Here is a 24,977-nt window from a genome sequence, read left to right as displayed (position 1 = left end):
ATGACGTGTGAAACGGGGATCAGCTGCTTTGGCGCTTTTGCAGTTGAAAATCGAGGGCCAGCGCGGTGCCCATCACGGGCTCCCCGGCCAGTTGGCGCAGGATCAGCTCGGCGGCCTCCTGCCCCATTTTTCGATAGGGGATCCTGACCGAGGTAAGGGTCGGATAACAGGCGCGCGCCACATCCAGATCGTCAAATCCGGCGATGGCGAGTTTGCCCGGCACATTCAAATGGCGACGCTGGCACTCGAACAGCACGCCAGCCGCCAGTTCGTCGTTGACGCAGATCAGCGCGTCCAGCTCGGGCCAGCGCAGCAGAAATTCTCCCAGCATGGTGGCACCGGTGCTGAAGCTGGGCCGCTCCGAGGTGTTGATGATGGCATCGGGGGAGAGGTAGTTGTCGAGCAGTGCCTTCTGCCAGCCCTGCATCCGCTGTTGCAGCATCCACTGCTCCTGACGGGCACAGAGAAAACCGATGTTGCGGTAGCCCCGTTCGATGAGGTGGCGGGTCAGCTGATAACCGGCATCGAAATTGGAGACCCCCACATTCATGTCGATGGGGCTGCGCGCCATGGCGCCGACTTCCACCACCGGCAGGCGGGAGGCTTTCAGGCGGGTACGGATCGTCTCGCCGGGATCGCCACCAAACAGCACCACCGCCGCCGGATTGTGCTGCAGAAAGCTGGTCAGCAGGCGCTCTTCCTGCTGCTTCAGATGCTGGGCATCCCCCAGCATGATCTGGTAACCCTCGCCCTGCAGGGTCTGTTGCAGGCCAGCGATCATCTCGCCACAGCCCGCTTCCGCCAGACTGGGGACGATCACCACTATGGTCTGGGAGGTGGCAGAGGCCAGCGCCCCGGCGGCCCGGTTGGGGATGTAGCCGAGCTCTTCCACCGCGGCGTCGATGCGCTCGCGCATCTTGTCGGAGACCATCTCCGGCGTGCGCAGGGCACGGGAGACCGTCATGGCCCCCACGCCGGCCAACTGGGCCACATCGTTGAGGGTCACCCGACCCGTGCTACGGCGCTTCTTTGCTTCTGACATCCATCCCATCCTCGGCTTGCGGCAGCCCACTTTAAGGCAAAAGTGCGGCACTGACTATTTGCTCAGGGCCGATTCTACCCTCTTTCCCGGATCACGGGGGCAAGATGACTCCCGTTAATGGATGAAGTGATAGCGCTATCACAGTTTCATGTTAGCGCTATCTGATAGCGCTAACTTTCGCGATCAGCCTCACAGTTTCACCACCGCAAGATCGATAGATTGGCGCCATCTTAACTAGCCGGATCACCACCATGCTGACTCAACTGCTGACCGAGGATGTCATCCGCATCGAACCTGCCGCCCGCGACTGGCGCCACGCCATCGAACTGGCCACGGCGCCCCTGCTGGCCAATGGCACCATCGAGCCCTCCTACGTGGCGGCGCTGTTTCGCTCTCATGAAGAGCTCGGCCCCTACTACGTGCTGGGCCCCGGTCTGGCGATGCCCCACGCTCGTCCCGAGGATGGGGTCAACCGGCTGGGTCTGGGGCTGACCGTCATCAAGCAGGGGGTCAACTTCGACTCCGAAGGCAACGACCCGATCCAGCTGCTGATCACCCTGGCTGCCAGCGACAGCAACTCCCACGTGGAGACCATCGCCCAGCTGGCAGAGCTGTTTATGAATGAAGAGGGCGTGGCGGCCATCATCGCGGCCGACACCAAAGACGACATCCTGCGCATTCTGGCGCGCTACTGATCTGCGCCACGGCGCACCTGACAGAGGAAGAGACAATGAAAATTCTGGTTGTATGCGGTCACGGTCTGGGCACCAGCCTGATGATGGAAATGAGCATCAAGAGCATCCTGAAAGAGCTGGCGGTCACCGCCGACGTGGATCACCGCGATCTGGCCTCCGCCGGTAGCGAAACCGCCGAGATCTTTATCGCCACCCGCGACATCGCCGAGCAGCTGCAATCCATGGGCGTCAATGGTCGACTGGTGAGCCTCGCCAACATGGTCGACAAGGTCGCGATGAAAGAGCAGCTCTCCACCGCCCTGCGCGAACTGGGTGCCCTCTAAGAATCCTCCATGCGGCCTGCGGGCCGCATCTTCCATTGCCAGGAGCTGACCATGGAATTTTTCAATTTTCTGATGTTTGACGTGCTGTCCGAGCCCGCCGTGCTGGTCGGCCTGATCGCGCTTATCGGCCTGATTGCCCAGAAGAAACCGGTGACCGAGTGCATCAAGGGCACGGTCAAAACTATCATGGGTTTCGTCATTCTGGGGGCCGGTGCCACCCTGGTGATCAACTCGCTGGGTGACTTCGCCGTCATCTTCCAGCACGCCTTCGGCATCAAGGGCGTTGTGCCCAACAACGAAGCCATCGTCTCCATCGCCCAGACCTCGTTCGGCAAGGAGATGGCGATGATCATGTTCTTCGCCATGCTGGTGAATATCCTGATCGCCCGTCTGACCCCGTGGAAGTTCATCTTCCTGACCGGTCACCACACCCTGTTCATGTCGATGATGGTGGCCGTAATCCTCTCTGCCGGTGGCATGAGCGGCGTGCCGCTGATCGCGGTGGGCAGTCTGGTAGTTGGCGTCGCCATGGTCTTCTTCCCGGCCATCGCTCACCCCTTCATGAAGCAGATCACCGGTTCCGATGACGTGGCGCTGGGCCACTTCTCCACCTGCTCCTACGTGCTTTCTGCCCTGATCGGTGCCAAGTTCGGCAACAAGGCCCACAGCTGTGAAGATGTGCAGGTGCCCAAGAGCCTGTTGTTCCTGCGCGACACCCCGGTGGCCATCTCCTTCACCATGGGCATCATCTTCCTGGTGACTGCCGCCTTCGCTGGCCCCGAGTTTGTCACCAGCGTCGCCAAGGGCAAGCACTGGTTCATGTTCTCCCTGATGCAATCCATCACCTTCGCGGCAGGCGTCTACGTCATCCTGCAGGGTGTGCGGATGGTCATCGCCGAGATCGTACCGGCCTTCAAGGGGATCTCCGACAAGCTGGTGCCGAACGCCAAACCGGCGCTCGACTGCCCTATCGTCTTCCCCTACGCACCCAACGCCGTACTGATCGGCTTCCTGTCGAGCTTTGCCGCCGGTCTGGTGGGGATGGCACTGCTCTATGTGATGGGGCTGACCGTCATCATCCCGGGCGTGGTACCGCACTTCTTCGTCGGCGCGGCCGCCGGGGTATTCGGCAACGCCACCGGTGGCCGTCGTGGTGCCATTCTGGGCTCCTTCGCCAACGGCCTGCTGCTGCTCACCATTTTGCCGGTATTCCTGCTGCCGGTACTGGGCGACCTCGGCTTTGCCAACACCACCTTCAGCGACTCCGACTTCGGGGTGCTGGGCATCCTGCTGGGGCTGATCGTTCGCTAATCCCGGTCATCGCCAACAACAAAACGGAGCGCATCGCGCTCCGTTTTTTTATGGTCGGCCATCGATGATGGATGGCGGGCTGTATGAAAGGCTGAAACTCAGTCGTTTTCCAGCGCAGCCAGGCAGTGAGATAGGGTGCGGGCCAGCGCCCCCTGATTGCGCAGCACCACGGCGCGGGCCTGCTCGCCCATCTCGCGGCGGGCGCTCCCGTCAGCAAACAGCTGGCTCACCCGCTCGCCCAGCTCGGCGGCATCGGCCACGATGACAGCGCCCCCCTGAGCCACCAGCTGGCGGGTGATGTCGCTGAAGTTGAAGTAGGCGGGACCGGTCAGGCAGGGCTTGCCGAGCGCCGCCGGTTCCAGCAGGTTGTGACCACCGATCTTCACCAGACTGCCACCGACGAAGGCCACATCGGCCGCCGCCAGCATCAGCGGCAGCTCGCCCATGGTATCGCCGAGATAGACCTTATCCTCGGCACTCACCGCAGCACCATCAGTGCGCCGCACGCAGCCATAAGGGGCGCACAGCTCGGCCACCCGACCGAACCGCTCGGGATGGCGCGGCACCAGAATGAGCAGCGCAGCGGGATGGCGTTTGAGCAGCAGATCGAAGGCAGCCAGCACCTGCTCGTCTTCACCCTGATGGGTGCTGGCGGCGATCCAGACCGGCCGCCCGGCGCCCAGCAGCTGGCGCAGGGCGCGACCTTTGGCCTGCACCTCGTCACCAAACTGGATATCAAACTTGATGGAGCCGGTCACCGCCAGCCGCGAACGATCGATGCCGAGACGGGCGAAACGGTCGGCATCATCCTGATGCTGGCAGAGCAGATGGGTCAGCGGTCGGCTCAGAGTGTCGAAAGCGCCGTGGAAACGGGCATAACGCTGGCAGGATCGCTCGGAGAGGCGAGCGTTGATAATGGTCACCGGCAGGTGGCGTGCCTCGCAGGCAGCCAGCCAGTTCGGCCACAGCTCGGTCTCCATCACCCAGAGCGCGCGCGGCTTGAAGGTGTCGAGAAAGGCCGCGACAGCCCAGGGATAGTCGAGCGGCGCGTAGCGATGCACCACCAGATCACCCAGCTTGGCGGCCTGCTCGGCGCCGGTACGGGTGGTGGTGGTGAGCAGGATCGGCAGATCGGGCCGCTCCGCCTTGAGGGCGCGAATGAGCGGCGTGATGGCCAGCGTCTCCCCCACGCTCACCGCATGGATCCACAGCGGTGCATCCTGGCCAGTGGCAGGCAGTCGCCCGAGATGCTCGGCCCAGCGCTCGCCAAAGCCGGGCTTGCCCTTCTTCGGCTTGTAGAGGGCCAGCAGTGCCAGCGGCAATCCCAGATGGATCAGCAGGTTGTAGAGCAGACGGTAGGGCATCTTACTGGCTCTGCTCCAGCTTCTTGCAGGCATCGACCACCTGCTCCGGCGGCAAGTCGATCAGGCACTTGAGATGGCCGAACTTGCAGGTGCGCTTGAAGCAGGGGCGGCACTCGATGTCGGTGTGAACGATCTCGACCCGATCCGCCAGCGGCGGGGTGTAGAGCGGCGAGGTGGAGCCATAGACGCCGACCAGCGGCCGATTGAGGGCGGCGGCGATGTGCATCAGGCCGGAGTCGTTGGAGATGACCCGGCTGGCCAGCGCCATCAGGTCGATCGCCTCGTGCAAGCTGGTCTTGCCCGCCAGCACATGGCAGTTGGGGCGGGTCAGCAGATTGACCCGATCCCGGATGGTGTTGCCGACCGGCACATCTTTGCTGGAGCCGAAGATCCACACCTGCCACCCCTCGTCCAGATGCTGCTGGGCCACCACGGCGTAGTGCCCTTCCGGCCAGCGCTTGGCCGGGCCGAACTCGGCACCGGGGCAGAGCACCAGCACCGGACGGGCGCGATCCAGCCCCAGCCGCTCCAGCGCCTTGCTCTGGTTGATCAGATCGACATGGAGCGCCGGATGCGGAATGGTCGGAATATCGGCCCGACTCTTCATCTGCGCCTTGGGATAGGCGAGCGCCAGATAGCCCTCCACCATCAGCGGGAAGGCGGACTTGTTGCTGCGCAGGTCGTTGAGCAGGCCGTAGCGGCTCTCGCCCTTCCAGCCGGTACGCACCGGAATGCGGGCAAACCAGGGGATCAGCGCCGACTTCATGGAGTTGGGCTGGACGATGGCCTGATCGTACTGCTCGGCCGCCAGCTGCTTGCCGAGGCGGCGGCGGGCCACCAGCTTGAAGTCACCGTGGCCAAGGGGCATGGTGATCGCCTTGTCCACCTCCGGCATCCGCTCCAGCAGGGCGCAACACCAGGCGGGAGCCATCACGTGCAGTTCGCACTCCGGATGGTTGGCCTTGATCGCCTTGTAGAGGCTCTGGGACATCACCATATCGCCGACCCAGGAGGGGCCGATCACCAATATTTTCATCACGCGTCTTCTCTCGGGACTGGCCCGGCTGTTAATCATCACTGGGCGAGATTATGCCCCAAGAATGACTGGATAAATAACAGAAGATCCTTGGCAATCGCCTCTGCCGTCTCATTTTCCCAGTGACGCTCTTCTTCCAACTGGGCGAGATTACGCGCCACAAGCAACGGTCGGATAAATAACAGCAGATCCCTGCCAATCGCCCGAGCAGCCTCATTTTTCCAGCGGTGTCCCTCTTCCAACCGGACGAGACAAGGCAGGCAAACAGCTGGCAGAAACGGGCAATGGCGGCTCTCTCTTTGACCCGTTTTTCCGTTAGAATGGCCCATCAATACGCATTCGACCCGCCAGCCGGGCAATAACCGTGAGCCCCATTTCGTGAAAAAACCGACTCTGGCTGCCGTTCTGATCGTCAAGAATGAAGCCGACAACCTGCGCAAGTGCCTCGCCTCCCTCGACGGACTGGTGGACGAGATCGTCATTCTGGACTCAGGCAGTCAGGACGAAACCCCGGCCATTGCCGCCGAGTTTGGCGCCCGCTTCTTCGTCAACGCCAAGTGGCCCGGCTTTGGCAAACAGCGCCGGCTGGCCCAGTCCCACGTGCAATCCGACTGGGTGCTGTGGCTGGATGCCGACGAGCGGCTCACCCCCGAGCTGAAAACCGCCATCACCGAGGTGATGGCCAATCCGGCCAGCGATACCATCTACTCGATCCCGCGCCTCTCCTGGGTGTTTGGCCGCTTTATCCGCCACAGCGGCTGGTATCCGGATCGGGTGCTGCGCCTCTATCCCAAGGCACTCACCAGCTACAACGAGGCGCTGGTGCACGAGAAGGTGGAAGTGCGGGCCAACATGAAGATCGTCAATATTCATGGTGACCTGCTCCACTTCACCTATCGGGATCTGGAGCACTATCTGGTCAAATCCGCCGGTTATGCCCGTGCCTGGGCCGATCAGCGCACCGCCCGCGGCAAGAAGGGCTCCCTCAGTCAGGGGCTGATCCATGCTGTTGGCTGCTTCCTCAAGATGTACCTGCTCAAAGCGGGCTTCCTCGATGGCAAGCAGGGGCTGCTGCTGGCGATCCTCTCCGCCCACTCTACCTTCGTTAAATACGCCGACCTCTGGGTGCGCCAGCAACCGCAGCAGCCGGAATAACCGTCATACGAAACAGGGCCCCGCGGGGCCCTGTTTGCATTGCTGCATACGTTATTTGCGCCAGAAAGGCGCCGCCCAGCGGGCCATCACCGGCACCATGGCCTTGGGATCGAGCTGGCTCATGTCCTCCGGGTGGTCGCTGTCCTCCGGCGGGCTGAAGGCGAGGTGACGCCCTTCGCTGTTGAGGGGCTTCCAGCGCAGCGGAGTAGCGGAGCGGCGCATCGGGAAGAAACCGATGGTCGGCACATCGAGCGCACCGGCGATATGGAGCGGGCCGGTACTGCCAGCGATAAACAGGGCTGCGTTGGCCAGCACCTGACAGAACATCGGCAGACCATCGCTGGAGCGGTAGATCCAGCCGTTGCCACCGTGGGCCAGCAACTCGGCCGCCAGCTGTTCGGCCATCTTCTCCTCGCCCGGGCCTGCGGTCAGCACGCACTGCAGCTCGGGGCAGGCCTGATTGAGCTTGATGATGATGCGGGCATACTGCTCGATGGAGAGATTGTTGGCCGAACCGCCGCTACCGGCATGCACCATCAGCCAGGGGCGGCTGGCATCGAGCTTGAGCTTGAGTGCCAACTGCTCGCGCACCTGTAGCAGGGTCTCGTCATCGAACTGCAGGAAGGGGGTCTTGGGCTCCACCACGGCCACCTGCTGATCGGCCAGGAAGCGGCGGATCAGCTCCAGGTTGTACTCGGACTCCGGTTTCTGGGAGCGGGAGCGACGCTGCACCAGTCGCTGGTTGTAGAGCACCTGCGCCAGCTTGGTCGCCGGGGCCAGCCGGTAAGGGATGTGCGCCTTCCACACCAGCATGGCGTTGCGGGAGTTGGAGAAGAGGCAGATGGACGCGTCGAACGCCGCCGCCTTGATCCGCGCCAGCAGCGCTCGCTGTTGCTCCTTGTCGGCCCGCACGCCCGGATCGATGATCACCTCGTCAATCCAGGGGCAGAGCCGGGCCAGCGGCGCCGTGTAGGCCGGAACCAGGGCAGTCACATGACACTCCATGGAGCCTTTGAGCATGGCGAAGCTAGGCCACGCCAGCATGAAGTCACCAATCTTGTCATTGCGAACGACCAGAATACGTTTCATAAAAAATCCCTTTGCTCCCTGTCACCAATGCAAGGAGGCTTGATGCGCGATGGCGTATTCTTGCCTGATGCACTGCTATTCTCAAGCGACGACCTTATAATGCGACCAAATTTCCAGGTTGCAGGACCGCAAAGATGACTACCAGGGTAATTTATCCCGGGACTTTTGATCCCGTTACCAATGGCCACGCCGATCTCATCGGCCGGGCCGCCAAGCTGTTTGACGAGGTGGTGGTCGGGGTCGCCAACAGCCCGAGCAAGCGCCCGCTGTTCGATCTGGCAGAACGTGTCCAGCTTGTCCAGCAAGTGACCAGCACGCTTCCCAACGTCAAGGTGGTGGGCTTCTCCGGCCTGCTGGTCGATTTTGCCAAAGAGCATCAGGCCAACGTGCTGATCCGCGGCCTGCGCGCCGTCTCCGACTTCGAGTACGAGTTCCAGCTGGCCAATATGAACCGCCGCCTGATGCCGGAGCTGGAAAGCGTCTTCCTCACCCCGGCAGAGGAGAACTCCTTTATCTCCTCCACTCTGGTGAAAGAGGTGGCGCTGCACGGTGGCGACATTCGTCAGTTTGTCGACCCCGTGGTGGCCCAAGCCATCGCCGCCAAACAGAAAGGGTGATCCCTTCCACACTCGCCATTCCCAACGGCAACTACGAACAAGGGCTACCCGCGGGTAGCCCTTGTTGTATCTCTCTTGCTATGGAGAGGTCAGCCTGCTTGCCGGTTACTGACGGGCAAACCGCTCATTCATCTCCTGCACCAGCAGATCGAGCCACTCGTAGCGGCGCCGATACATGGCCCGCTTCTTGGAGGCGATCTCCTCCAGCGGCTTGCGCGGCTGGGCTTGCAGGGCGACGAAGTTGGCATCCACATCCCGGGCGTCGAACTCCTGCCACAGCTCGTCGTAATCGGCCTGCAGGTTGGCTTTCTGCTTGCTGCTGTAGCGCTTGGCCTGAAACACGTGGGCCCGCTTGCGCACCGCCAGCACCTCTGCCGCCCCCATGGCCTGCGCCAGTTGCAGCACCAGTTGCACCAACAGGGATTTGGGCCGCAGGCCGTGTCCCTCTTTGGTCAGCTCGCGCACCCGATCCTGGGCATTGTCGACCGCAGGCTCCGGCCCCTGCATGGAGCCGATCATCAGAATCAAACGATCCGCACTGCCCGCCAGCGAAAAGGCGCAGCTGTAGAGGCGCTGCCCCTCGCCGTTGACGAGAGAGAGCGCCAGCTCGGCCTCGCGGCGGAAGGTGCCATCGTGACGCAACAGAATGCGGCAGCCGCTCTGTGGATAGTGCCCCAGCACGATCCCCTCGCCCAGATAGAGGGGGTCGATCAGCTGCGGGTAGCACTCCAGCAGCAAACGGTAGTGATTTTCCAGCATCTCGGCCCGCTCACGGGCGCTGGCACAGGCGAAGCGATAGGGTCGCATCGGCTTGTCGAGCAGCTCGGGATAGACCGCCGGCAGCGCCTTGAGCGAGTCGCACTGAAACAGGCTGAAGACCCGGCTCAGCGACTTGCGATAGAGCAGGCTGCGCAGCACAAACTTGCCGCGATTGAAGGTTTTTCGGTCACATCCCTCGGGGTAGAGGAAGCGGGCCATGGATTTTGCGCAATAGCGCTCCTGCCGGGATAAATATTCCCAGTCTATTGATTTAACTGTCATTTTTATATTCTCAAACCGCCTGAACGGTCGGGATACTAGTGACAGCTGTGCAAATCTTCAACAGAGTGGAAATACGCTGTTACAACTTCCCCCGGATCGGGGCAAAAAGTGCGCTCAGCGCTGGCAATGACTGCAAAAAACCGTGGTGCGCTGGCCCATTCTTGTCTCGGTCAGCAGGGTGTGACAGTGGAAACAGGGCTGACCGCCACGGCCGTAGACCTGCAACTGCTGCACGAAATAGCCCGGCTTGCCGTCGGCACTGGTGAAATCCTTGAGGGTGGTGCCGCCCTGTCTGATGGCTTCGGCCAGAACTCGCTTGATCTCGGCCACCAGGGTTCCCAGCCGCTCGGCACTGATATTGCCCGCCGCCAGTTTGGGGTGAATGCCGGCAGCATAGAGCGCCTCGTTGGCGTAGATGTTGCCCACCCCGACCACCACCTGATTGTCCATCAGGAACTGTTTGATGGCGGTGCTGCGTCCCTTGGCGCGCTCACGCAGGTAATCAGCACTGAAGGCATCGGTGAGCGGCTCGGGCCCCAGCTTGGCGAGCAGCGCATGGGCTTCGGCCGGTTCCCGAGTCCAGAGCAGGGCGCCGAAGCGGCGCGGATCGTTGAGCCGCAGCAGCTTGCCATTCTCCAGCTCGATATCCACGTGGTCGTGCTTCTCGGCCGGGGTGCCGATATCCAGCACCCGCAGGCTGCCGGACATCCCCAGATGGAGGATGGCGGTGCCGAAATCGGTCTCCAGCAGCAGGTATTTGGCACGGCGACGCACCCGATGGATGGTGAGGTCCACCAGCTCCTGAATTTCACCGGGGATCGGCCAGCGCAGGCGGCCATCCCGCACCACCACGCGCGTCACCTTGATGCCGGTGAGCCAGGGGGAGATCCCCTGACGGCTGACTTCAACTTCTGGCAATTCAGGCATGGGCACCTCGCAAGGAAAAGGAACTCAGGGGGCAGGACGCAGCAGCTCGCGATACTGCTCGGCAGTGAGGGCGAGCCAGAGACCGGACGGCAGCTGGGCGCCATATTGGCCGCTGTTCTGATAGAGGCCGATCTCGACCGGATCGTTCTGGCCGGCAATCCACACCTTGATAGCCACCGGAGTGCCGCGCACCGCCTCGCCGGGAGGCAGCAACCAGCCCTGCCAGCGCGCCAGACGGGCATCCAGCTGCGCCGTGTCGAGCCCCAGATCCGGCACGCTGCGCCAGCCCTGACCGATCCGCTCAATCTGCCAGCTCGGCCCCTGCCAGGTGAGCACCACAGCTGCATCCGGCAGCAAGGGGCGAGCCCGCTTGGCGCTGTTCTCCTGCTGGGCAGTCTCCATACGATGCAACAGGGTGATCACGATCAGCACCGCTACGATGATCACGTTATTCCAGCCTTTGCGGCTCAATTTGAACATGGCAAGCCTCCCTTTGAACCGGCAGTGTACTGAATTCGGCGTATAAAAAAACCCGGCACGAAGCCGGGTTTTTGGGAATGCAGCATCAAGTAATTACTTGATTTTGCCTTCCTTGTAGATCACATGCTGACGAACAACGGGATCAAACTTTTTGATCTCCATTTTTTCGGGCATGGTGCGCTTGTTTTTGGTAGTGGTATAGAAGTGACCAGTACCGGCGCTGGAGTTCAGGCGAATTTTCTCGCGAATACCTTTAGCCATGATCTAATTCCTTATACCTTAACACCGCTGGCGCGCAGTTCAGCCAGAACCACTTCAACGCCACGCTTGTCGATGATACGCATGCCTTTTGCGGATACGCGCAGGCTTACGAAGCGTTTTTCACTCTCAACCCAGAAACGGTGAGTGTGCAGGTTCGGCAGGAAACGACGCTTGGTGGCGTTGTTGGCGTGCGAACGGTTGTTACCAACTGCCGGGCGCTTGCCGGTTACTTGGCATACTCTAGACATGTCAGTCTCTCCAAATCTTACTTCATTGCTCGAGCAAATATCTGCCCCGCTGGCCTTCGATTGCGGGGCAAACAGAAGGCGGCATTTTATACAGCATCCGTGATCAAAGATCAACTAATACGGTGCCAGAGCACAGTCATAACCAACCGCGCTCGGCAAAAGAAACCGTGATGCCGTCACCGATCACCAAGTGATCCAGCACTCTGATATCGATCAGGGCCAAAGCGGCCGTGATCCGATCCGTGATCTGGCGGTCGGCCCTACTGGGCTCGGCGACGCCGGACGGGTGATTATGCGCCAGAATCACCGCGGCTGCATTATGTTTGAGCGCGATCTGCACGATTTCTCTTGGCCAGACGCTCGCCGAATCGATTGTGCCGAAAAAAAGCTCAACAAATTGAATGACTCTGTGCTGATTGTCGAGCAACAGCAGGGCAAACACCTCGCGCGGCCGATCCCGCAGCTGGGCCTGCAGATAGTCGCGGGTCAGCTGGGGCGAGGTGAGCGCATCACCCCGTTGCAGCTGCTCGGCCAGATGGCGTCTGGCCATCTCCAGCACCGCCTGCAACTGGGCATATTTGGCTGGGCCAAGGCCGTGCGCCTCGCAGAATGCCCGTTGACCCGCCCCCAGCAAACTGCGTAAAGAGCCGAATTGATTCAATAGATTACGTGAAAGATCCACTGCACTCAGGCCATTGACGCCGGTTCGCAGAAAGATGGCGAGCAGTTCGGCATCGGAGAGCGCCGCGGGCCCCTGACGCAGCAACTTCTCTCTGGGGCGTTCATCTTCCGGCCACTCTTTGATGCTCATTTGTCTCTCCCTCATCCCTGTTGAGAAAAAACATAGCAAAAAATTGCGCGCGCCCGACCACACCCCTTGATGCCAACCCCTGTCGTCATCCATTGCCTGTGGTATCTTAGCCGACCAGTCAGAATGAGCCGGATAGAGAAACAGCAGATGAGATTGGCCGATAAACGCATCCTGTTGGGTGTCAGTGGCGGGATCGCCGCCTACAAGAGTGCCGAGCTGGTACGCCGCCTGAAAGATCAGGGCGCCGAAGTGCGGGTGGTAATGACCCGCTCCGCCAAGGAGTTCATCACCCCGCTGACCCTGCAGGCGGTCTCCGGTCATCCGGTGGCCTACAGCCTGCTGGATCCCTCTGCCGAAGCGGGCATGGGCCATATCGAGCTGGCCAAGTGGGCCGATCTGGTATTGATCGCCCCCGCCAGCGCCAACCTGATGGCCCGTATGGCGGCCGGCATGGCCGACGAACTGCTGACCACCCTCTGTCTGGCCACTCCGGCGCCCATCGCGCTGGCACCAGCAATGAATCAGCAGATGTATCTCAACGCCGCCACCCAGGCCAACCTCAAGACCCTGGCCAGCCGCGGCATTCTGCTGTGGGGGCCGGATGCCGGCAGCCAGGCCTGTGGCGATGTGGGCCCGGGGCGGATGCTGGACCCCCTCGAACTGGTGGATCGCTGCTGCCAGCAGCTGGCCGCCGAGCCCTTGCTGGCAGGCGTCAAACTGCTGCTCACCGCCGGTCCAACCCGCGAGGCGCTGGATCCGGTGCGCTACATCAGCAACCACAGCTCCGGCAAGATGGGTTACGCCATCGCTCGCGCTGCCCGTGAAGCGGGCGCCGAAGTGACGCTGGTGAGCGGCCCGGTAACGCTGGCTACACCAGCTGGCGTCACCCGCATCGATGTGGAGAGCGCGGAGCAGATGCATCAGGCGGTGATGAGCCGGGTGGGCGAGTGCGACCTCTTCATCGGCTGCGCGGCAGTAGCCGACTACCGCCCCGAACAGGTCGCCAGCCAGAAGATCAAGAAGACCGGCGACAACGACCAGATGGTGGTGAAGCTGGTGAAAAACCCCGACATCATCGCGGCCGTCGGTGCCCTTTCAGACAAACCCTTCACCGTCGGATTTGCCGCCGAAACCGTGGATGTGGAACAATACGCCCTCGACAAGTTGCAGCGTAAGCGGCTGGACATGATCGCCGCCAACGATGTGTCCCGCGAGGGGCAAGGCTTCAACGCCGATGACAACGCCCTGACCGTGTTCTGGCAAGGGGGCCAAGCCCCGCTGCCGCTGGCCGACAAGCTGACGCTGGCCCGTCACCTGATCGCCCTGATTGCGCGCCACTACCGGCTCTGAGCGTCCCGAAAGAACAAGACTCACGGCACCCCGCCTGCCAAGAGGGGCGCCAATACAAGATCCAACTGAAAAAGCGATTCATGACTACACAAATTGAACTGAAGATTCTGGATGCCCGTATCGGTACCGAGTACCCGCTGCCCGCCTACGCCACACCGGGCTCTGCCGGCATGGATCTGCGCGCACTGCTGGATGCGCCGCTGACTCTGGCCCCGGGTGATACCACCCTGGTGCCGACCGGTCTGGCCATCCACATCCAGGATCCGGGTCTGTGTGCCACCATCCTGCCCCGCTCCGGCCTCGGCCATAAGCACGGCATCGTGCTGGGCAACCTAGTCGGTCTCATCGATTCCGACTATCAGGGTCAGCTGATGGTCTCGGTCTGGAACCGCGGCAAGGATGAGTTCACCATACAACCCGGCGAGCGCATCGCCCAGCTGGTGCTCATGCCGGTAGTTCAGGCCAGCTTCCAACTGGTCGATGAGTTCAACCAGAGCGAACGGGGTGAAGGCGGTTTTGGTTCTTCTGGTCGCCAATAACAGACCACACCAGCCTGATGGGCGGTGCCTAATAATAGAATCAAGCCATTGTTTTTTTAGGGGAATCCATGGCAAGCAGTAATCAGAAACAGAGTCGGCGCGATCAGATCCTGCAGGCGCTCGCCCATATGCTGGAAACCAGTCCGGGTCAGCGCATCACCACGGCCCGTCTGGCGGCCGAGGTCGGCGTCTCTGAAGCAGCCCTCTATCGACATTTTCCCAGCAAGGCGCGGATGTTCGAGGGGCTGATCGACTTTATCGAGGATTCCCTGCTGTCACGGGTCAATCTGATCATGGCGGAAGAGAAGGACACCATGGCGCGCTGCCACCACATCCTTCAGCTGCTGCTGGTGTTTGCCGAGCGCAATCCCGGCATCACCCGTATCCTCAACGGCGACGCCCTGCTGGGTGAGCACGATCGGCTGCGGGATCGCATCAGCATCCTGTTCGACAAGCTGGAGACCCAGATCAAGCAGGTGCTGCGCGAAAAGCGGCTACGCGAGGGCCAGGGCTTCCAGCTCGACGAGACCATGCTGGCCAATCTGCTGCTGGCCTACACCGAAGGCCGCATCAGCCAGTTCGTGCGCTCCGAGTTCAAGCTCAAGCCGACCGCCGGTTTCGAAGATCAGTGGCAATTTATCCGCAGCCAGCTGCTGCAGAGCTGATGGTTTTTTCGCGTCATTCAGCAAAAAGAAGGGAGGCTTTGGCCTCCCTTCTTTTTTGTGTCAGGTTTTTATGGCAGAAAAGAAGTACCAGATGCGACCCGTACTGTCGCGCTGCGGTGTTAGATTTATCCACCATAAACCTTTTAGAACCTGACAGGACACCCTATGGAACCCGAAATCATTACCGAAGCGCAGACCTGGCTGGTCAATAATCAGGGACTGCTGATCGAATACGGCGTCAATATCGCCGCCGCCCTGCTGACCCTGCTGGTCGGCTATATCGCTGCCAACCTCATCAGCGGTGGCGTGGTCAAGGTGATGCAGGCCCGCAAGCTGGACACCACCGTCACCCACTTCGTCGGCAGCATCCTCAAATACGCCATTCTGGTGTTCGTGGTGATCGCCGCGCTGGGCCGTGTCGGCGTGCAGACCGCCTCCTTCGTCGCCATTATCGGTGCCGCCGGTCTGGCCATCGGTCTGGCGCTGCAAGGCTCGCTCTCCAACTTCGCTGCCGGCTTCCTGCTGATCATCTTCCGCCCCATCAAGGCGGGCGAGTTTATCGAAGTGGCAGGCACTGCGGGTGTGGTGCAGTCCGTTCAGCTCTTTACCACTACCCTCACCTCCGGTGACAACAAGATGGTGGTAGTCCCGAACTCCGCCATCCTCAACGGCACCATCGTCAACTACTCGCGCATGGATACCCGCCGCGTCGATATGACCTTTGGCATCGGCTACGGCTCTGACCTGCGCAAGGCCAAGCAGATCCTCGATCGTCTGGTGAACGAAGAGCCGCGCATCCTCAAAGAGCCGACCGTCACCATCGCCGTCGCCGCGCTGGCCGACTCCTCGGTCAATATCGTGGTGCGCCCCTGGGTGAAAACCGCCGATTACTGGGGTGTCTGGTTCGACTTCCACGAGAAGGTAAAACTGACCTTTGATGCCGAAGGCGTCGAGATCCCCTTCCCGCAGATGGTGATGCATATGCAAAAACCGCAGGCGTGATCGCGGTTCTGCAGCAACCCACAATGCCAGCCTTCGGGCTGGCATTGTCGTTTCTGGCCCCAGCCCATGGCCGTTTCGATGCATAACCAAGCCAACCGGATGAAAACAATTTCAGGCCATCGGGGTGGCCCCAATCATGAGCAAGCGCAAGATCCGCCTTGCTTTCGTGACACATAATCCCAATGTTCTGGTTGTATGCTCCCGACAGTGACCCATTGCGGTAAAAGACAATCGGTAAAAATCTGTTACACGGGCCGCCCGATCGGCTCGCTATAATGCTCGGATAATAAGGTTTGGCGGGACCTTGCCTGCAAGGTTCAAACACAACTTGGCATTTCAGGAATCCTATGAAAAATATCAATCCAACCCAAACCCAGGCCTGGCAGGCACTGGAAGCCCACTTTGCAGCAAACAAAGAGACCCGACTCAAGGATCTGTTCGCGCAAGACCCGAAGCGCTTTGACAAGTTTTCCCTCACCTTCGGCGGCGACATCCTGGTTGATTACTCGAAGAATCTGATCACTGAAGAAACCCTCAAGTTGCTGGTTGATCTGGCCAAAGAGACTGATCTTCGCAGCGCGATCGACGCCATGTTCAATGGCGACAAGATCAACATGACCGAAGGTCGCTCGGTACTGCACGTGGCCCTGCGCAACCGCTCCGACCGCCCCATCGAATGCGACGGCAAGGATGTGATGCCGGAAGTGAACGCCGTACTGGCCAAGATGAAGGGCTTCTGCGAGAAGATCATCTCCGGCGAGTGGAAAGGCTACACCGGCAAGGCGATCCAGCACGTGGTCAACATCGGTATCGGTGGCTCCGATCTGGGCCCGGTGATGATCACCGAGGCACTGCGTCCCTACAAAAACCACCTGCAGATGCACTTCGTCTCCAACGTCGATGGCACCCACATCGCCGAGACTCTGAAGAAGATCGATCCGGAAACTACCCTGTTCCTGGTGGCCTCCAAGACCTTCACCACTCAGGAGACCATGACCAACGCCCTGACCGCCCGCGACTGGTTCATCAACATCGCCGGTGACAAGGCCCACGTTGCCAAGCACTTCGCCGCGCTCTCTACCAACGGCAAGGCCGTGGCCGAGTTCGGTATCGACACCAACAACATGTTCGAGTTCTGGGACTGGGTTGGCGGCCGCTACTCCTCCTGGTCTGCCATCGGCATGCCCATCGCCCTGTCCGTCGGTTTCGAAAACTTCGAAGCCCTGCTGCAAGGCGCCTTCGAGATGGACATGCACTTCGCCACTGCCTCCTATGAGCAGAACGTGCCGGTGCTGCTGGCGCTGATTGGCCTGTGGTACAACAACTTCTACGGTGCCGAGTCCGAAGCCATTCTGCCGTACGACCAGTACATGCATCGCTTCCCTGCCTACTTCCAGCAGGGCAACATGGAGTCCAACGGCAAATACGTGGATCGCAACGGCAAGCCGGTTGACTACCAGACTGGCCCCATCATCTGGGGTGAGCCGGGCACCAACGGCCAGCACGCCTTCTACCAGCTGATCCACCAGGGCACCAAGCTGATCCCCTGTGACTTCCTGGCGCCAGCCATCAGCCACAACCCGATCGGTGACCACCACCCGAAACTGCTGGCCAACTTCTTCGCCCAGACCGAGGCACTGGCCTTCGGCAAGAGCAAGGAACAGGTCGAAGCCGAGTTCCTGGCTGCTGGCAAAACTCTGGAGCAGGTCAAGGATCTGGTACCGTTCAAGGTGTTCGAAGGCAACCGCCCGACCAACTCCATCCTGTTCAAGAGCCTGACCCCGAAAACCCTGGGCGCCCTGATCGCCATGTACGAGCACAAGATCTTCGTACAGGGCGCAATCTGGAACATCTTCTCCTTCGACCAGTGGGGCGTGGAGCTGGGTAAACAGCTGGCCAACAAGATCCTGCCGGAGCTCAACACCGCCGAGGCTGTCACCAGCCACGACTGCTCCACCAACGGTCTGATCAACACCTGGAAAGCTTGGAAAGCCTGATTTATCCGGCCTTTCTGAATGCAAAAGCCCCGCTCGATGAGCGGGGCTTTTTTATGACCATCTTTTATGACTGTCAGGCTGGTTTTTCTGGCTGGCCGGTCGGGTTTCCAGTCCGACCGGCGACGGAGATCGTCATCCCCGCCCTTTCATCATCCAGCCCGATGCAGGCTTAACCGCCAACGGCGATGCGTTTCATGTCCTTCATGTAGCCACGCAGTACCTGACCGATCTTCTCGATCGGATGGTTGCGGGTCGCCTCGTTGGCCACCAGCAGCGCCAGGTTATCGACGCTCTGCCCTTCCGCCTTGCTGGCACCCAGATCACCCGCTTTCAGAGTCGGCATGAAGTTCTCACGCAGCAAGGGCACGGCGGCGTTGGCGAACAGGTAGTTGCCGTACTCGGCGGTGTCGGAAATAACCACGTTCATCTCGTACAGACGCTTGCGGGCAACGGTGTTGGCGATCAGCGGCAACTCATGCAGGGATTCGTAGTAGGCAGACTCCTCGTAGATGCCGGAGGCCACCATGGTTTCGAACGCCAGCTCGACACCCGCCTTGACCATGGCCACCATCACCACGCCATTGTCGAAGTACTCCTGCTCGGCAATCTTGCCAGCGAACGCCGGGGCGTTTTCGAAGGCAGATTTGCCGGTCTCTTCGCGCCAGCCGAACAGCTTGGCATCGTCTTCGGCCCAGTCGGCCATCATGCCGCGGGAGAACTCACCGGCGATGATGTCGTCCATATGCTTCTCAAACAGCGGGCGCATCAGGGTCTTGAGCTGCTCGGAGAGCTCGAAGGCGCGCAGCTTGGCAGGGTTGGAGAGGCGGTCCATCATCAGGCTGATGCCACCCTGTTTCAGGGCTTCGGTGATGGTCTCCCAGCCGAACTGGATCAGCTTGCCGGCATAGGCCTTGTCGGTCCCTTCGGCAACCAGCTTGTCGTAGCAGAGCAGGGAACCGGCCTGCAGCATGCCGCAGAGGATGGTCTGCTCGCCCATCAGGTCAGATTTCACTTCCGCCACAAAGGAGGATTCCAGCACCCCGGCACGGTCGCCGCCGGTGGCAGAGGCCCACGCCTTGGCGATGGCCATGCCTTCACCCTTGGGATCATTCTCCGGGTGAACGGCGATCAGGGTCGGTACGCCGAAACCACGTTTGTACTCTTCACGCACTTCGGTACCCGGGCACTTCGGCGCAACCATCACGACGGTGATGTCGGAACGGATCTGCTGACCCTCTTCCACCACGTTGAAACCGTGGGAGTAGCCCAATGCGGCGCCCTGCTTCATCAGCGGCATCACGGTTTTCACCACGTCGGAGTGCTGTTTGTCCGGAGTCAGGTTCAGCACCAGATCGGCGCTCGGGATCAGCTCTTCATAGGTGCCGACCGCGAAGCCGTTGTCGGTGGCTTTCTGCCAGGAGACGCGCTTCTCGGTGATGGCGGCCTTGCGCAGGGCGTAGGAGATATCCAGCCCGGAGTCGCGCATGTTCAGACCCTGGTTCAGACCCTGGGCACCACAGCCCACAATCACCACCTTCTTGCCCTTCAGCACGTTGCAGCCGTCCGCGAACTCTTCGCGCTGCATGAAACGACACTTGCCCAGCTGGGCCAACTGCTGACGCAGGTTCAAGGTGTTGAAATAGTTAGCCATGGTGATTGCTCCGTTCGATTGATTCCATGCCGGATAGCGGCGTTGTCTGAACCACTATAGCGCGGGACACTTATTGCCTGAACTGATATATTCGAAACAGTACGTTGCAATAATTGAAAGATGATTCTCGGCAATTTCACCCCATGGGCGCTCCCGTTTTAGCAATATCGCAGATGAATTATCTGGGGTGCAGTTGCCTGAACAGGAGTGTTCGGCATGACGCAATGCCCTGAATACCGCAGGAAGTGATCAATGGACCTTCGCAATCTCGAGCTGTTTCTCCACCTCGCCGACTCCCTTCATTTCGGCAAGAGCGCCGATGCCATGGCTGTCAGCCCATCCACCCTGAGCCGCGCCATCCAGCGACTGGAGCAGGAGACCGGCTGCATCCTGTTCGAGCGGGACAACCGTTCGGTACGGCTCACCCCCGCTGGCGAGAAACTGCGGGAGTTTGGCGGCGGCCTGTTGCAGGAGTGGCGTCAGCTCAAGCAGGAGCTCAAACGCAGCGACGAACCGCTGCAGGGGCGGCTGCGAGTGTTCTGCTCGGTCACTGCCAGCTACTTCCTGCTGCCCGAGGTGCTGGAGCGTTTTCGCCGCCGCTACCCCCAGCTGGAGATCAAGCTGGAGACCGGCGACCCGGCGCTGGCGGTGGACAAGATCCTGGCCGATGAAGCCGATCTCGCCATCGCCGCTCGCCCCGATGCGCTGCCCGCCAAGCTGGAGTTCGCCAGCCTGCAACTGGTGCCGCTGGTCTTTATCGCGCCGCGCAATGCCCCCCAACTGAACCTGTGGTTCCGCCAGGGGGAGCCGGACTGGGAGCAGCTGCCGGTCATCCTCTCCGAGCAGGGGCTGGCCCGCAAACGCAGCGATCAGTGGTTTCGCAACAAGGGGATAGCCCCCAACATCTACGCCGAAGTTGCGGGTAACGAGGGAATCGTCGCCATGGTGGCGCTCGGTTGTGGCGTGGGGCTGGTGCCGGCGGCGGTGATCGACCACAGCCCGCTCGGCGACAAGGTGCGGATCATCGACCTCAAACCCGCCTTCAAACCATTTGATGTGGGGATCGGGGTGCTCAAGAAGCGGCTGGAAGAGCCGCTGATCCGCGCCTTCTGGGATACCGCACAGAATCAGGGCTCATTGCGCTGACACCGGATTATAGATAAGGGCCGGATCGGCCATCATGATGCGGCTGGGCAGCGGCAAGTCGGGGTTGTGCAGCTCGAGGCGCACCCGCACATCCAGTTTCAACCGCCGAATGGTGCTGCCAAATCCCTCCTCGAAGATCCGGTCAAAATCCCCTGTTTTCCGCGCCCGCTGCAAGCCAAGCTCGATGCGCTGCGCCAGCTCCGGATAGTTGGGCGAGACGAAAAAGAGCAGCGCCAGCGGATAGCGAAACACCAGACGGGGCTCGATGGCGAGATCCGGATGCTGCCTGAGTTCATCCTCGATCTCGATGACCGAGCGCAGGAAGCAGTCAAAGCGCTTCTTGCGCAACATGTTGAAGAGCGCTTCGTAGAGGTTGCCCACCGTCACCTTGAGGCCGTTGGCCTTGAGCAGCCGGGTATCGGGCCAGGATCTGTGCTGACCGATGGAGAGCCCGGCGCGATGCCAGTCTGCCAACGACCCGATCGCGGCAAATCGCCCCTCATCCCCCTGCCGAATGAGGCACACCCGCCAGCCGAGCAGCCCCTTGGCCAGCGGAATGTGGATTGCAAGCAACTCCCGCTCTCGCTCGCCATCCGGGGCAAAGACGCCGACCTGAACCAGCTCGCCGCTGCGCAGCTCTTTCACCGCCCGCCCCTGCTCCATCTGCGGGCTGGATACCAGCTGGTAGGGGCCATATTCGGGCACAGTCAGATCGAGGGAGAGCCGCAGCAACTGGACGACGGCGGGGTTCGGGTGATCCAGCAGCAGATTCCAGGCGCGGATAGGCTGCTCGGTTGCCGATACGCCAACCGTCCACAGTGCCATGCACCACCACCACCAGACTCTGATCATCCCTTGCACCATCCGTGCCTCGAGCTCCTCGCCATACTATAACGCCAGCCAGCGCCTCCACCGTGCCCTCTCTGAAAGATGTGTGAGCGCTCTCGAGTCAAATCTCGTGTCAAAAGTGACAATAGGCAAACTTGGCAGGTCATCGCAGACTGGGCGCTCATCAACAAACGCCAAGGCGCAGGGAGGAGAGCCATGAAACAGCATCTGGTAGAGATCAAGGGTTCAACCCTGTTTGACGAGTATCTGCAGAGCATGGGCGTGCCCAGCACGGCACTGGACCGGGAGCAGGATATCTATCTGCAGGAACGCCACCTGGGCGCCATTCGCCGGGTGCAAGGCGAACTGCGCTTTTATCTGCGTGCCAATGCCCTGAACAAACGGTGATCAGGATCCGGTCACAGAACCCGCAGCAAAGGCGTATTAGACTGGTATCTTCCCCCTTTTGTCGGGAGTGCCCATGAAAGCAAGCGGTCTGGATCGGCTGTTCAAACCCCACTCAATCGCCGTGATCGGCGCCTCGACCGACCCGCTCAAGGCGGGTCATGTGATCGTACGCCACCTGCTGGCGGGCCAGTTCAAAGGGCCCATCCTCCCCGTCACCCCGTGCAACAAGTCCATCGCCGGCGTGCTGGCCTATCCCGATATTGCCAGCCTGCCGCTGACTCCGGATCTCGCCATCATCTGCACTCGGCGGGAGCGGGTCTTGCCATTGCTGGAGGCGCTCGGCCAAAAGGGTACGGGTGCGGCCATCATACTGGCCGCCGACTTTTCCACCGAGGAGCGGCTGGAGCTGAAACGGGTCTGCCAACAATATGGCATTCGACTGCTCGGCCCCAACAGCATGGGAATGCTGCTGCCCGGCCAGGGGATCAATGCCAGCTTTTCACCGATTGCCGCAAAGCCGGGGCAGGTCGCCTTTCTGTCGCAATCCGCCGCCGTCAGCACCACCATTCTGGATTGGGCCAAGCAGCATGAACTGGGGTTCTCCGCCTTCATCTCCCTTGGCGATCACTGCGACATCGACTTCGGCCAGCTGCTGGATCAACTCTCCCGCGACAGCGTCACCCGCGCCATCTTGATCTACATGGACAAGCTGCACGACGCCCGCCACTTTCTCTCGGCGGCGCGGGCAGCCTCGCGCAACAAGCCGATCCTGGTGCTGAAAAGCGGGCGCCACGATCCGGTCCACGGCCTCGACAATGTCTATGATGCCGCCATCCGCCGCGCCGGTATGTTGCGGGTACGAGATACCCACGAGCTGTTTGCCGCGGTCGAAACCCTCAGCCACTCCATGACCCTCAAGGGGGAGCGGCTCGCCATCATCTCCAACGGCCGCGGGCTAGCCAATATGGCGGTGGATGTGTTGCTGGAGCGCGGCGGCAAACTGGCTCGCCCGCCGCTCGACATTGGCAGCGATGCCACCATTACCACCTATCAGGAAGCGCTGGACAGCGTGTTGCAGGAAGATGGTATCGACGCCATCCTGATCATCCACGCTCCCTCGCTCACGGCACCGAGCGCACCGCTGGCCAGCCATCTTATCGCCCATCTGAAACAGCATCCCAGAGCGCGCCGTTTCAATATCCTCACCAACTGGGCGGGCGAATACTCGGCGCAGGAAGGGCGCAAACTCTTTACCGAGGCGGGGTTCCCAACCTACCGCACGCCGGAAAGCGCCATGGCCGCCTTCATGCACATGGTGGAATACCGCCGCAACCAGAAGCAGTTGATGGAGACCCCGGCGTCACTGCACGGCAACCAGCTCAATGTCGAGATGTGCCAGCAGCTGATCCGTCAGGCGCAGGAGCGCAAACAACTGAGGCTGGATACCCATCTGGTGCATCCAATTTTGCAGGCTGCCGGCCTCTCGACCCTGCCAACCTGGATCGTCACCGACGCCATCGAGGCGACCCTGACCGCCGAGCAGATCGGCTATCCGGTGGCAGTGAAGCTGCGCTCGCCAGATATCCTCCACAAGTCTGCCGTGCACGGCGTGGTACTCAACCTGCGCACCTCGGCCGAGGTAGCGCAAGCTGCGGATGCCATTCTGGATCGGGTCAGACAACACGATCCGGGCGCCCGCATCGAAGGCTTGCTGGTGCAGCGGATGGCTCGCCGCAGCGGCGGCCTGGAGCTGCGAGTCCGTATCCAGCAAGACGCCATCTTTGGCCCCGTCATCCTGCTGGGCGAGTCGGGCGCCGAACCGCAGGAGATGGTAGCAGCCTTGCCACCGCTCAATCAGGCGCTGGCTCGTTACCAGATCATCGGTGCGCTCAAGAGCCGCAAGATCCGCGAACAGGCCACGCCGGAGCGACTGGATATCGATGCTCTCGGTCTGGTGCTCTGCCAACTCTCCGAGCTGCTGCTCGCCTTTCCGGAAATTCAGGAGCTGGATCTGCACCCGCTACAAGCGTGCGGCGCCGAGATGGTGGTGCTGGATGCCAGCCTCACGCTGGCTGACCCCACCATCCAGACCAGCAATCGACTGGCGATCCGCCCCTATCCTACCGAACTGGAGGAGGGCGCCTGGCTTAAAGATCAGCGCCATATCCTGCTGCGCCCGATCCGGCCGGAAGATGAACCGGCTCATAAACAGTTCGTACTGCAAGTCTCCGATGAAGACAGGTACAAACGCTTCTTTGCCGATGTGGGTGAATTGGGTCATGAAGAGTTGGCTCGCATGACCCAGATCGATTACGACCGGGAGATGGCCTTCGTAGCGGTGGGGCAAGATGGCGAGCTGCAGGATCAGATCCTCGGCGTGGTACGCGCGATCTCGACCCCGGATCTGAGCGATGCCGAGTTTGCCATTCTGGTGCGATCGGACTTGAAAGGGGTGGGGCTCGGCAAATTGATGATGGAGAAGATCATCCGTTACGCCAAAGAACAGGGGATTGGCCAACTATCCGGCATGACCATGCCCAGCAATCGCGGCATGGTCAACCTCGCCAAACGGCTCGGTTTCAAGATCGACGTGCAAATGGAAGAGGGGGTAGTCAATATGGAACTGCCCTGTAGCCAGCAGGCGGCGGAAGCCTGATTTGGCCGCCTGTATACTCGTCAAAATAGCCGCGAATGAAGCCGACAAGGCTCTGATATAGCTAGAAAATGGTGAAAATAGCAGGTAATCAGGCACTCTTCCAGCGGATACAAGTCAGGTATTGGCTGTTTAATACGCTAAAAACACCAAAGCCCGGTCGTGAGAGCGGGCTTTGTGTTGGCTCTGGTGTGCAAATCTGTGGTCACCGGTCAAAAATCGCCCATAGCAAAAAGGCCTTCCCATCTGGGAAGGCCTTTCAATTAGTGGCGGAGCGGACGGGACTCGAACCCGCGACCCCCGGCGTGACAGGCCGGTATTCTAACCGACTGAACTAC

At 60.9% G+C, this 24,977-nt stretch carries 27 protein-coding genes; 14 read left to right on the top strand and 13 right to left on the bottom strand.

Going from position 1 to position 24,977, the window contains the following annotated elements:
* Positions 1-19: 19 nt before the first annotated feature.
* Positions 20-1,042, bottom strand: a complete 1,023-nt coding sequence (locus OKC40_RS14160) for a LacI family DNA-binding transcriptional regulator (RefSeq protein ID WP_075114293.1) — start codon at positions 1,040-1,042, stop codon at positions 20-22.
* A 251-nt stretch (positions 1,043-1,293) separates the two neighbouring features.
* On the opposite strand from OKC40_RS14160, the gene OKC40_RS14155 reads away from it, so the two are divergent.
* From OKC40_RS14155 to OKC40_RS14145, 3 genes are read left to right on the top strand one after another with little or no spacing between them, the layout of a single operon-like run.
* Positions 1,294-1,737, top strand: a complete 444-nt coding sequence (locus OKC40_RS14155; RefSeq protein WP_270795638.1) for a PTS sugar transporter subunit IIA — start codon at positions 1,294-1,296, stop codon at positions 1,735-1,737.
* Positions 1,738-1,772: 35 nt separating this feature from the next.
* Positions 1,773-2,060, top strand: coding sequence for a PTS sugar transporter subunit IIB (locus OKC40_RS14150; RefSeq protein ID WP_058053271.1), 288 nt, complete (start codon positions 1,773-1,775; stop codon positions 2,058-2,060).
* 51 nt (positions 2,061-2,111) lie between these two features.
* The gene (locus OKC40_RS14145) at positions 2,112-3,371 is read left to right on the top strand and encodes a PTS ascorbate transporter subunit IIC (RefSeq protein ID WP_042061212.1); all 1,260 of its coding nucleotides are present in this window, start codon (positions 2,112-2,114) and stop codon (positions 3,369-3,371) included.
* Positions 3,372-3,469: 98 nt separating this feature from the next.
* Here OKC40_RS14145 and waaA read toward each other — a convergent pair whose 3' ends face one another.
* Genes waaA through OKC40_RS14130 form a run of 3 tightly spaced genes read right to left on the bottom strand, consistent with a single transcriptional unit; the run spans position 3,470 to position 6,100 of the window.
* On the bottom strand, positions 3,470-4,735 hold the full coding sequence (gene waaA, locus OKC40_RS14140) for a lipid IV(A) 3-deoxy-D-manno-octulosonic acid transferase (RefSeq protein ID WP_270795636.1): 1,266 nt from the start codon (positions 4,733-4,735) through the stop codon (positions 3,470-3,472).
* A gap of 1 nt (position 4,736) precedes the next feature.
* The gene (gene waaF, locus OKC40_RS14135; RefSeq protein WP_270795635.1) at positions 4,737-5,771 is read right to left on the bottom strand and encodes a lipopolysaccharide heptosyltransferase II; all 1,035 of its coding nucleotides are present in this window, start codon (positions 5,769-5,771) and stop codon (positions 4,737-4,739) included.
* Between the two features lie 38 nt (positions 5,772-5,809).
* Positions 5,810-6,100, bottom strand: coding sequence for a hypothetical protein (locus tag OKC40_RS14130; protein ID WP_270795634.1), 291 nt, complete (start codon positions 6,098-6,100; stop codon positions 5,810-5,812).
* Between the two features lie 49 nt (positions 6,101-6,149).
* Here OKC40_RS14130 and OKC40_RS14125 point away from each other — a divergent pair, with 49 nt between their 5' ends.
* Positions 6,150-6,926: a glycosyltransferase family 2 protein gene (locus OKC40_RS14125; protein ID WP_103251801.1), complete on the top strand. Its 777-nt coding sequence runs from the start codon at positions 6,150-6,152 to the stop codon at positions 6,924-6,926.
* A 51-nt stretch (positions 6,927-6,977) separates the two neighbouring features.
* Here OKC40_RS14125 and OKC40_RS14120 read toward each other — a convergent pair whose 3' ends face one another.
* On the bottom strand, positions 6,978-8,015 hold the full coding sequence (locus OKC40_RS14120; RefSeq protein WP_270795632.1) for a glycosyltransferase family 9 protein: 1,038 nt from the start codon (positions 8,013-8,015) through the stop codon (positions 6,978-6,980).
* 134 nt (positions 8,016-8,149) lie between these two features.
* Between OKC40_RS14120 and coaD the strand changes: the two genes are divergently transcribed.
* Positions 8,150-8,632 (top strand): pantetheine-phosphate adenylyltransferase, encoded by a 483-nt coding sequence (gene coaD / locus OKC40_RS14115; RefSeq protein ID WP_040069411.1) that lies wholly within the window; start codon positions 8,150-8,152, stop codon positions 8,630-8,632.
* Positions 8,633-8,737: 105 nt separating this feature from the next.
* Here the strand turns inward: coaD and OKC40_RS14110 are convergent, their stop codons facing one another.
* The 6 genes from OKC40_RS14110 to radC all read right to left on the bottom strand — a co-directional run bounded on the left by OKC40_RS14110 (position 8,738) and on the right by radC (position 12,400).
* Positions 8,738-9,610 (bottom strand): VirK/YbjX family protein, encoded by an 873-nt coding sequence (locus OKC40_RS14110; RefSeq protein WP_270795631.1) that lies wholly within the window; start codon positions 9,608-9,610, stop codon positions 8,738-8,740.
* A 177-nt stretch (positions 9,611-9,787) separates the two neighbouring features.
* Entirely contained in the window at positions 9,788-10,600 is an 813-nt protein-coding gene (gene mutM, locus OKC40_RS14105; RefSeq protein ID WP_270795629.1) for a bifunctional DNA-formamidopyrimidine glycosylase/DNA-(apurinic or apyrimidinic site) lyase, read from the bottom strand.
* Positions 10,601-10,624: 24 nt separating this feature from the next.
* Positions 10,625-11,080 carry a hypothetical protein gene (locus OKC40_RS14100; RefSeq protein ID WP_270795627.1) on the bottom strand — a complete coding sequence of 152 codons (456 nt, stop codon included), beginning with the start codon at positions 11,078-11,080 and terminating at the stop codon, positions 10,625-10,627.
* Between the two features lie 93 nt (positions 11,081-11,173).
* Positions 11,174-11,341 (bottom strand): 50S ribosomal protein L33, encoded by a 168-nt coding sequence (gene rpmG, locus OKC40_RS14095; RefSeq protein ID WP_005307500.1) that lies wholly within the window; start codon positions 11,339-11,341, stop codon positions 11,174-11,176.
* 11 nt (positions 11,342-11,352) lie between these two features.
* The gene (gene rpmB, locus OKC40_RS14090) at positions 11,353-11,589 is read right to left on the bottom strand and encodes a 50S ribosomal protein L28 (RefSeq protein ID WP_005307492.1); all 237 of its coding nucleotides are present in this window, start codon (positions 11,587-11,589) and stop codon (positions 11,353-11,355) included.
* A gap of 136 nt (positions 11,590-11,725) precedes the next feature.
* Positions 11,726-12,400, bottom strand: coding sequence for a RadC family protein (radC, locus tag OKC40_RS14085; protein ID WP_270795626.1), 675 nt, complete (start codon positions 12,398-12,400; stop codon positions 11,726-11,728).
* Positions 12,401-12,547: 147 nt separating this feature from the next.
* Between radC and coaBC the strand changes: the two genes are divergently transcribed.
* From coaBC to OKC40_RS14055, 6 genes are all read left to right on the top strand, one after another.
* Positions 12,548-13,750, top strand: coding sequence for a bifunctional phosphopantothenoylcysteine decarboxylase/phosphopantothenate--cysteine ligase CoaBC (gene coaBC, locus OKC40_RS14080; RefSeq protein WP_270795624.1), 1,203 nt, complete (start codon positions 12,548-12,550; stop codon positions 13,748-13,750).
* 80 nt (positions 13,751-13,830) lie between these two features.
* Positions 13,831-14,289, top strand: coding sequence for a dUTP diphosphatase (dut, locus tag OKC40_RS14075; protein ID WP_270795623.1), 459 nt, complete (start codon positions 13,831-13,833; stop codon positions 14,287-14,289).
* A 68-nt stretch (positions 14,290-14,357) separates the two neighbouring features.
* Positions 14,358-14,954 (top strand): nucleoid occlusion factor SlmA, encoded by a 597-nt coding sequence (gene slmA / locus OKC40_RS14070; protein ID WP_005339495.1) that lies wholly within the window; start codon positions 14,358-14,360, stop codon positions 14,952-14,954.
* A gap of 165 nt (positions 14,955-15,119) precedes the next feature.
* Positions 15,120-15,956 carry a mechanosensitive ion channel domain-containing protein gene (locus tag OKC40_RS14065; protein WP_270795622.1) on the top strand — a complete coding sequence of 279 codons (837 nt, stop codon included), beginning with the start codon at positions 15,120-15,122 and terminating at the stop codon, positions 15,954-15,956.
* 347 nt (positions 15,957-16,303) lie between these two features.
* Positions 16,304-17,953, top strand: a complete 1,650-nt coding sequence (gene pgi, locus OKC40_RS14060) for a glucose-6-phosphate isomerase (protein WP_270693800.1) — start codon at positions 16,304-16,306, stop codon at positions 17,951-17,953.
* The gene (locus tag OKC40_RS14055) at positions 17,941-18,126 is read left to right on the top strand and encodes a hypothetical protein (protein ID WP_234602918.1); all 186 of its coding nucleotides are present in this window, start codon (positions 17,941-17,943) and stop codon (positions 18,124-18,126) included. Before pgi ends, OKC40_RS14055 begins: the two co-directional genes overlap by 13 nt.
* Here OKC40_RS14055 and ilvC read toward each other — a convergent pair.
* Entirely contained in the window at positions 18,123-19,604 is a 1,482-nt protein-coding gene (gene ilvC, locus OKC40_RS14050) for a ketol-acid reductoisomerase (RefSeq protein WP_234602920.1), read from the bottom strand. The genes OKC40_RS14055 and ilvC overlap by 4 nt on opposite strands.
* A gap of 252 nt (positions 19,605-19,856) precedes the next feature.
* On the opposite strand from ilvC, the gene ilvY reads away from it, so the two are divergent.
* Positions 19,857-20,750, top strand: coding sequence for an HTH-type transcriptional activator IlvY (gene ilvY / locus OKC40_RS14045; RefSeq protein ID WP_088868139.1), 894 nt, complete (start codon positions 19,857-19,859; stop codon positions 20,748-20,750).
* Here ilvY and OKC40_RS14040 read toward each other — a convergent pair.
* Positions 20,739-21,602: a hypothetical protein gene (locus tag OKC40_RS14040; RefSeq protein WP_234602922.1), complete on the bottom strand. Its 864-nt coding sequence runs from the start codon at positions 21,600-21,602 to the stop codon at positions 20,739-20,741. The genes ilvY and OKC40_RS14040 overlap by 12 nt on opposite strands.
* Before the next feature lie 192 nt (positions 21,603-21,794).
* Here OKC40_RS14040 and OKC40_RS14035 point away from each other — a divergent pair, with 192 nt between their 5' ends.
* Positions 21,795-21,986 carry a hypothetical protein gene (locus OKC40_RS14035; RefSeq protein WP_005339486.1) on the top strand — a complete coding sequence of 64 codons (192 nt, stop codon included), beginning with the start codon at positions 21,795-21,797 and terminating at the stop codon, positions 21,984-21,986.
* Between the two features lie 73 nt (positions 21,987-22,059).
* Positions 22,060-24,642, top strand: coding sequence for a bifunctional acetate--CoA ligase family protein/GNAT family N-acetyltransferase (locus tag OKC40_RS14030; protein ID WP_270795619.1), 2,583 nt, complete (start codon positions 22,060-22,062; stop codon positions 24,640-24,642).
* The last annotated feature ends 335 nt before the right edge of the window (positions 24,643-24,977 follow it).

Source organism: Aeromonas sp. QDB11, from assembly GCF_027705265.1.
GTDB classification, from domain to species: Bacteria; Pseudomonadota; Gammaproteobacteria; order Enterobacterales; family Aeromonadaceae; genus Aeromonas; species Aeromonas allosaccharophila.
Note: the sequence above shows the minus strand (reverse complement) of the source record. Positions and strands in the feature narration are given on the sequence as shown.

Coding starts and splice junctions, on each gene's coding strand:
- ilvC (WP_234602920.1), bottom strand. CDS start 19,604: ATGGCTAACTATTTCAACACCTTGAACCTGCGTCAGCAGTTGGCCCAG.
- OKC40_RS14120 (WP_270795632.1), bottom strand. CDS start 8,015: ATGAAACGTATTCTGGTCGTTCGCAATGACAAGATTGGTGACTTCATG.
- OKC40_RS14040 (WP_234602922.1), bottom strand. CDS start 21,602: ATGATCAGAGTCTGGTGGTGGTGGTGCATGGCACTGTGGACGGTTGGC.
- rpmB (WP_005307492.1), bottom strand. CDS start 11,589: ATGTCTAGAGTATGCCAAGTAACCGGCAAGCGCCCGGCAGTTGGTAAC.
- mutM (WP_270795629.1), bottom strand. CDS start 10,600: ATGCCTGAATTGCCAGAAGTTGAAGTCAGCCGTCAGGGGATCTCCCCC.
- waaF (WP_270795635.1), bottom strand. CDS start 5,771: ATGAAAATATTGGTGATCGGCCCCTCCTGGGTCGGCGATATGGTGATG.
- OKC40_RS14100 (WP_270795627.1), bottom strand. CDS start 11,080: ATGTTCAAATTGAGCCGCAAAGGCTGGAATAACGTGATCATCGTAGCG.
- dut (WP_270795623.1), top strand. CDS start 13,831: ATGACTACACAAATTGAACTGAAGATTCTGGATGCCCGTATCGGTACC.
- OKC40_RS14030 (WP_270795619.1), top strand. CDS start 22,060: ATGAAAGCAAGCGGTCTGGATCGGCTGTTCAAACCCCACTCAATCGCC.
- OKC40_RS14035 (WP_005339486.1), top strand. CDS start 21,795: ATGAAACAGCATCTGGTAGAGATCAAGGGTTCAACCCTGTTTGACGAG.
- waaA (WP_270795636.1), bottom strand. CDS start 4,735: ATGCCCTACCGTCTGCTCTACAACCTGCTGATCCATCTGGGATTGCCG.
- OKC40_RS14150 (WP_058053271.1), top strand. CDS start 1,773: ATGAAAATTCTGGTTGTATGCGGTCACGGTCTGGGCACCAGCCTGATG.
- coaD (WP_040069411.1), top strand. CDS start 8,150: ATGACTACCAGGGTAATTTATCCCGGGACTTTTGATCCCGTTACCAAT.
- coaBC (WP_270795624.1), top strand. CDS start 12,548: ATGAGATTGGCCGATAAACGCATCCTGTTGGGTGTCAGTGGCGGGATC.
- ilvY (WP_088868139.1), top strand. CDS start 19,857: ATGGACCTTCGCAATCTCGAGCTGTTTCTCCACCTCGCCGACTCCCTT.
- OKC40_RS14160 (WP_075114293.1), bottom strand. CDS start 1,042: ATGTCAGAAGCAAAGAAGCGCCGTAGCACGGGTCGGGTGACCCTCAAC.
- OKC40_RS14145 (WP_042061212.1), top strand. CDS start 2,112: ATGGAATTTTTCAATTTTCTGATGTTTGACGTGCTGTCCGAGCCCGCC.
- radC (WP_270795626.1), bottom strand. CDS start 12,400: ATGAGCATCAAAGAGTGGCCGGAAGATGAACGCCCCAGAGAGAAGTTG.
- OKC40_RS14110 (WP_270795631.1), bottom strand. CDS start 9,610: ATGGCCCGCTTCCTCTACCCCGAGGGATGTGACCGAAAAACCTTCAAT.
- OKC40_RS14155 (WP_270795638.1), top strand. CDS start 1,294: ATGCTGACTCAACTGCTGACCGAGGATGTCATCCGCATCGAACCTGCC.
- pgi (WP_270693800.1), top strand. CDS start 16,304: ATGAAAAATATCAATCCAACCCAAACCCAGGCCTGGCAGGCACTGGAA.
- rpmG (WP_005307500.1), bottom strand. CDS start 11,341: ATGGCTAAAGGTATTCGCGAGAAAATTCGCCTGAACTCCAGCGCCGGT.
- OKC40_RS14130 (WP_270795634.1), bottom strand. CDS start 6,100: ATGGGCCATTCTAACGGAAAAACGGGTCAAAGAGAGAGCCGCCATTGC.
- slmA (WP_005339495.1), top strand. CDS start 14,358: ATGGCAAGCAGTAATCAGAAACAGAGTCGGCGCGATCAGATCCTGCAG.
- OKC40_RS14065 (WP_270795622.1), top strand. CDS start 15,120: ATGGAACCCGAAATCATTACCGAAGCGCAGACCTGGCTGGTCAATAAT.